Raw genomic sequence first — 6,000 nt, forward strand, 5'->3', positions numbered from 1 at the left:
CGTTGCGTGACCAGGCCCGCGACGGAGCGCCCCCGGCTGCCCAGCGCCGGGCGGCTCGGACTGGTCGACCCCCGCGCCGGCGAGCGTCTGACGCAGCTCGGCTGGTATGACGAAGACGACCAGGCCCACGTCGAACTGCTGTGGTCGCTGTCGCGCGCCCCGGACGCCGACGCGGCCCTGCGAGTCCTGATCCGGCTGTTCGAGAACCCCGAAACCGGGTGGGACGAACTCAGCGCGGCCCTGCTTCGCGACCGGAGTCTGCGGGGGCGATTGTTCGCCGTGCTGGGGTCGTCGCTGGCGCTGGGCGATCACCTGGTTGCCCATCCACAGTCCTGGAAGCTGTTGCGTGGCAAGGGCACATTGCCCACCCGCGAGCAGCTTGCCCAGTCGTTCAACGAGTGCTGCGACGAAGCGCTGGCCGCGCCGGGCTCGACGGTGCCCCGACTGAGCGCCCGGTATCGCGATCACCTGCTGGTGCTGGCCGCCCTGGACCTGGCCGCTACCGTCGAGGACGAACCGGTGCTGCCGTTCACCCTGGTGGCTGCGCACCTGGCGGACACCGCGGATGCGGCACTGGCGGCGGCGCTTCGGGTCGCCCAGGCGACCGTATGTGGCGACAACACGCCGCCGCGGCTCGCGGTCATCGCGATGGGCAAATGCGGTGCCCGCGAACTGAATTACGTCAGCGACGTCGACGTCATCTTCGTCGCTGAGCGCGCCGACGCGCTCAGCGCGCGGGTGGCCAGCGAGATGATGCAGGTGGCCTCGGCGGCGTTCTTCCAGGTGGATGCCGGGCTGCGGCCGGAGGGGCGTAGTGGTGAGCTGGTCCGCACGGTCGAGTCACACGTCGCCTACTACCAGCGCTGGGCGAAAACCTGGGAATTCCAGGCGCTGCTGAAGGCCCGGGCCGCGGTCGGCGACCCGGAACTGGGCCGGCGCTACCTGGACGCACTGCTGCCGATGGTGTGGGTGGCCTGCGAGCGTGAGGACTTCGTGGTCGAGGTGCAGGCCATGCGGCGCCGGGTCGAGCAGCTGGTGCCCGCCGACGTCCGGGGCCGCGAACTCAAGCTGGGTACCGGCGGATTGCGCGACGTGGAGTTCGCCGTGCAGCTGCTGCAGCTGGTGCACGGCCGCAGCGATGAGTCGCTGCACGTGGCGTCCACGGTCGATGCGCTGGCGGCGTTGAGCACCGGCGGCTACATCGGGCGCGAGGACGCGGCCAACCTGACCGCGTCCTACGAGTTCCTCCGGCTACTCGAGCACCGGCTACAGCTACAGCGGCTCAAGCGCACCCACCTGCTACCCGAGTTCGACGACGACGAAGCGGTGCGCTGGCTGGCGCGCGCGGCGCATGTCCGGCCCGACGGCCGCCACGACGCGGCGGGGGTGCTGCGCGAGGAGCTCAAGAACCAGAACGTGCGGGTGTCCCGGCTGCACGCGAAGCTCTTCTACCAGCCCCTGCTGGAGTCGATCGGTCCGGCGGGCCTGGAGATCGCCGGCGGCGGCATGACGCCGGAGGCCGCGGAGCGCCAGCTTGCCGCGCTGGGCTACGAAGGCCCGAAGGCCGCGCTGAAGCACATGTCCGCGCTGGTCAACCTGAGCGGACGGCGTGGACGCGTGCAGTCGGTGCTGCTGCCCCGACTGCTGGACTGGATGTCCTACACGCCCGACCCCGACGCCGGCCTGCTGGCCTACCGCCGGCTCAGTGAGGCGCTGGCCACCCAAACCTGGTACCTGTCCACGCTGCGGGACAAGCCCGCGGTGGCCAAGCGGCTCATGCACGTGCTCGGCACTTCCGCGTACGTGCCAGACCTGCTGATGCGTGCGCCCGAGGTCATTCAGCAGTACAGCGACGGGCCGGCCGGCTCGAAGCTGCTCGAGACCGACCTGGATGCCGTGGCCCGCGGGCTGATCACGTCGGCCGGCCGTCACACCGACCCGGTCCGGGCCATCGCCGCGGCACGCTCGCTGCGCCGTCGCGAGCTGGCCCGCATCGGCTCCGCGGACCTGCTCGGCATGCTCGAGGTCACCGACGTGTGCCGGGCGCTCACCTCAGTGTGGGTGGCGGTGCTGCAGGCCGCTCTGGATGCGTTGATCCGGGCCAACCTGCCCGACGACGGCAAGCCCCTGGCGGCGTTCGCGGTGATCGGCATGGGCCGGCTCGGCGGGGCTGAGCTGGGGTATGGGTCGGATGCCGATGTGATGTTCGTCTGCGAGCCGGCGCCCGGCGTCGAGGATTCCCAGGCGGTGCGCTGGTCGGCGACGATCGCCGAGCAGGTTCGAACGCTGCTGGGCACCCCCAGCGTCGACCCGCCCCTCGAGGTCGACGCCAATCTGCGGCCCGAGGGTCGCAACGGCCCGCTGGTCCGCACGCTGGCTTCGTATGAGGCCTACTACGCGCAGTGGGCGCAGCCGTGGGAAGTACAGGCGCTGTTGCGCGCTCATGCGGTCGCCGGCGACGCCGATCTGGGGCAGCGGTTCCTGCGGATGGCCGACAAGACGCGCTATCCGCCCGACGGTGTGTCGGCCGACGCGGTGCGGGAGATCCGCCGGATGAAGGCTCGAGTGGAGTCCGAGCGGTTGCCGCGCGGCGCCGACCCCAACACGCATACCAAGCTGGGCCGCGGGGGATTGGCCGATATCGAATGGACCGTACAGCTGATGCAACTGCGGCACGCCCACGAGATCCCGGCCCTGCACAACACCTCGACGCTGCAATCCCTGGACGTGATCGCCGAGGCCGACCTGGTTCCGGCAGAGGAAGTGGACTTGCTGCGGCAGGCCTGGCTGACCGCCACCCGTGCCCGCAACGCGCTGGTGCTGGTCCGCGGCAAGCCCACCGATCAGCTGCCGGGGCCGGGCCGTCAGCTCAACGCGGTCGCGGTGGCGGCGGGCTGGCCGAACGATGACGGGAGCGAGTTTTTGGACAACTATCTGCGGGTGACGCGGCGCGCGAAGGCAGTGGTACGCAGGGTGTTCGGAAGTTGAGTCAGGACGTCGGCCCGCTGGGCGACATGTTCGAGGTGTTGAGCGCGGGGGAAGCTGATCGGGTGACGGCCCTGTACGCTCCGTTGGCCGACGCCGTCCGGGAACTGGTCGAGGCCACGATCCGCACCGAGGCCGACGACGACGTCGTGGCGCAGGCGCGGAGCGCGATCGAGGCCGTCACCCAGTCGCTGCGTCGACGGAGCCGGCCGGCCGGGGTGAGCTACCGCGTCGACAGTCGTCCGCTACCGCTGGGTAATGCTGTTGTCGGCGTGTGCAACCCGATCGCTCCGCCGGTCGTCGTTCATCACGAGGGCGGTGGGCGCTGCTGGAGCGAGTTCGTCCTTGGCCCGGCGTATGAGGGTCCGCCCACGCTGGTGCACGGTGGTGTCAGCGCCCTGGTGCTCGACCACATGCTCGGCGAGGCGGCCAGCGAGGGGCTGTCCAAGCCGCGTTTCACCGGAACCATCACCGTGAAGTATCTGCGGGGCACCCCGCTGGGCCCACTTCGTTGCGACGCGTGGATCGACCGCAGGGAGGGCGTGAAAGTTTTTGCCGGCGGCTCTATTTCGGACGCCGCAGGGGTTACCGTCGAGGCCGAAGGCGTCTTCATCGAGCCATCCTGGGCACGGGACGGGCAAATCGGGCAATGAAGTTCTACGTCAGCAGTGCCTTCCTGAACACCCGGGAGATCATCGAGATCGCCAAGGCCGCAGACGAACTCGGCTACGACGGCATCGGCATCCCCGACCACGTCGTCAACCTGGAGACCCTGCAAACCCCGTATCCGTACACCAAAGACGGGCAACGACGCTGGCAGCCCTTCACAGACTGGCCGGATCCCTGGGTTCTCGTGGGTGCGCTGGCTCAGGTCACCGAGCGGCTGCGGTTTGTCAATACCGTCTACATCCCCGCGATGCGCAATCCCTACTCGGCAGCGAAAGCGATTGGCACCGCGGCGGTTTTGGCATCCGGACGGGTGGAGCTGGGCATCGGTGTGGGCTGGTGCCGAGAGGAATTCGCCTTGATGGGCGAGCAATTCGCCGCCCGCGGGAAGCGCACCGACGAGATCATCGAGTTGATGCGGGCACTGTGGGAGCCGGGGTGGACGGAGTTCGACGGCGACTTTTATCAGGCGCCACGGCTCGAGATGCAGCCAACGCCGCCGCCGATACCGGTGTATGTGGGCGGGCTCAGTGACATAGCGCTGCGTCGCGCGGCCCGCCACGACGGCTGGATCGGCGACCTGATCAAGACCGACCGCGCCATCGAGGCCGTTGGCCGGCTGCGCGAGTTGCGGGCCGAAAACGGTTTGTCTATGGACGATTTCACCGTTCTGACACCACTGACCGACGCGTTCACCGCCGCGGACTACCAGCGTGCCGCCGATGCCGGCATCACCGGCATCATCACCATGCCGTGGATGTTCTACGCCGGGCCGGACGCTTCTTTGGCCGACAAGATTGACGGCATGCGGCGGTTCCGCAAGGACCTCGCGCTCGACGGGTAGGGCGTCTGCTCGCGGCGCCCGCGCGGGGGGGCGCCGTGGTCCGGTCCGCGACACTTAACCTGCTGCGAAGACCCGCCGATGGGAGTCGCAGTAATTTAAGTCTCGTTTAAGTCTGGGTGCGACGCACGAGCTCGGGCTGATGCATTACCAGGTTCACCATGTGGCCGCCGCCCCAGTCGTGCCCCACGACATCGAAGTACTACACGTCGTTGCCGATGCGGAGGCCGTGCATCATGCCGTCGCCAATGAACCAGTGGCTGCGGTCCGGATCGATTTCGCCGATCGGATTGGGCCCGTTGCGCAGGTACCGCCCGTCTAGGTAGTCCGGAATTGTCCCGACAACCTCGCAGTCCGTGAGCGTGTATTCCTCTTAAAGCGGGGCGAACGGACCCTGTAGATAGCGGTTGGTCATGACAGACTTCCTACACTGCGCGACATCAATCTGTTGCGCTTGATGGACGACCATCCTGCTGCCATATTTTGACACCTGTCAAGCATCCGCGCACCAGGGAAAGATCGACGGCACTCGCGGTTCCCGGTAGGACCTCGCGCGTGATGGCTGGCTGTCGCACGCCATACTGCTCGCATGGTGTTTACGGTGGTTTTCGCCAATGGCGAAACGCGAGACTACGGCGCATTCGACAGCTTCGAGGTCACCGACGCCGGCGTGCTGATTATCCAGATGAAGCGCGAGGACATTCACCGGCACTATGTGGCCCCAGGCGCGTGGCTCGAAGTCGTGGAGATGGTCGACGGAACGCCGGTACGAATGTCGCGGGGGATCATCGGCCACCGACCCAAGATGTAACGGTGAGTTTGGACGAGCAGACATAAAGCCGGCCGTTCAAAATTGGCTCGGCACACTGCTGGACACATCAGTCACACCCATCACCGGAGACGAGACTGGCGTCTTTTTGTCCGCCTCAAAGCGACAAGTTGTCCTGCCGCGCAACGGTTGTCGCTTGAAGGTGGACAAAATGGCGCACGTCGGACATTCGGTGACGGATGGGACTGATGAGAAACGCGCAACTGGAAATCTCAGTGTCGCAGGTTCTTGAGTCGTTCGTCGACCTGGAGTGCGCTCGCCGCCGTCTCATAGCTTTTCACCACACCGGCCAGCCGTGCAGGCGAGCCGTCGAAGCAAGCCCAGCCGAAGACGGCTTGGCACACGTGGTCAGCCAAACTCCGCAAGATGCCATCTCGAGGAGGGTTGTCGATGACCCTGATCGCAGCCCTACAAAGCATTCCCCTGTCAATGCTGTCGCTTCGTAGTGCTCGTTGAGCCAGCGACATAAGGTCGCGGGTATACCAACCCTCGAAATCCATACAACTCCTTAGCAATTAGCGATATCCGGCGCGCGCGTTCACGTGCGGAGGAGAGCCTCTCGTCACGCCCGAGTGCGAGGAGGCAGTAAATCAGCCGAGTCGTAAACCTAGCTCAGCAATAAGTACGTCTCGGCCACGTTCCGGTAACAGAGCAACATCGAGTGCACCGGAACTATTCG

General features: G+C 66.8%; 5 protein-coding genes and 1 pseudogene. 4 read left to right on the forward strand and 2 right to left on the reverse strand.

Annotation, left to right across the window (positions count from 1 at the left end; genetic code table 11):
* The first annotated feature begins 6 nt into the window (after positions 1–6).
* The 3 genes from AC5Y21_RS21855 to AC5Y21_RS21865 are packed head-to-tail and all read left to right on the forward strand — an operon-like array spanning position 7 to position 4,495.
* Positions 7–2,988, forward strand: a complete 2,982-nt coding sequence (locus tag AC5Y21_RS21855) for a bifunctional [glutamine synthetase] adenylyltransferase/[glutamine synthetase]-adenylyl-L-tyrosine phosphorylase (RefSeq protein WP_499915379.1) — start codon at positions 7–9, stop codon at positions 2,986–2,988.
* A gap of 26 nt (positions 2,989–3,014) precedes the next feature.
* The gene (locus tag AC5Y21_RS21860) at positions 3,015–3,638 is read left to right on the forward strand and encodes a PaaI family thioesterase (RefSeq protein ID WP_499915387.1); all 624 of its coding nucleotides are present in this window, start codon (positions 3,015–3,017) and stop codon (positions 3,636–3,638) included.
* On the forward strand, positions 3,635–4,495 hold the full coding sequence (locus AC5Y21_RS21865; RefSeq protein ID WP_499915381.1) for a TIGR03619 family F420-dependent LLM class oxidoreductase: 861 nt from the start codon (positions 3,635–3,637) through the stop codon (positions 4,493–4,495). The genes AC5Y21_RS21860 and AC5Y21_RS21865 overlap by 4 nt, the downstream gene beginning before the upstream one ends.
* A 214-nt stretch (positions 4,496–4,709) precedes the next feature.
* Here AC5Y21_RS21865 and AC5Y21_RS21870 read toward each other — a convergent pair.
* Positions 4,710–4,907: pseudogene (locus AC5Y21_RS21870) on the reverse strand (carotenoid oxygenase family protein); the annotation flags it as partial.
* Between the two features lie 174 nt (positions 4,908–5,081).
* Here AC5Y21_RS21870 and AC5Y21_RS21875 point away from each other — a divergent pair.
* Positions 5,082–5,303: a hypothetical protein gene (locus AC5Y21_RS21875; protein WP_499915383.1), complete on the forward strand. Its 222-nt coding sequence runs from the start codon at positions 5,082–5,084 to the stop codon at positions 5,301–5,303.
* A gap of 230 nt (positions 5,304–5,533) precedes the next feature.
* On the opposite strand, the gene AC5Y21_RS21880 is transcribed toward AC5Y21_RS21875, so the two are convergent.
* Positions 5,534–5,821: a hypothetical protein gene (locus AC5Y21_RS21880; RefSeq protein ID WP_499915385.1), complete on the reverse strand. Its 288-nt coding sequence runs from the start codon at positions 5,819–5,821 to the stop codon at positions 5,534–5,536.
* Positions 5,822–6,000: the final 179 nt, after the last annotated feature.

It is taken from the genome of Mycobacterium sp. NGS41 (assembly GCF_059812725.1).

Coding starts and splice junctions, on each gene's coding strand:
- AC5Y21_RS21860 (WP_499915387.1), top strand. CDS start 3,015: ATGTTCGAGGTGTTGAGCGCGGGGGAAGCTGATCGGGTGACGGCCCTG.
- AC5Y21_RS21865 (WP_499915381.1), top strand. CDS start 3,635: ATGAAGTTCTACGTCAGCAGTGCCTTCCTGAACACCCGGGAGATCATC.
- AC5Y21_RS21880 (WP_499915385.1), bottom strand. CDS start 5,821: ATGGATTTCGAGGGTTGGTATACCCGCGACCTTATGTCGCTGGCTCAA.
- AC5Y21_RS21875 (WP_499915383.1), top strand. CDS start 5,082: ATGGTGTTTACGGTGGTTTTCGCCAATGGCGAAACGCGAGACTACGGC.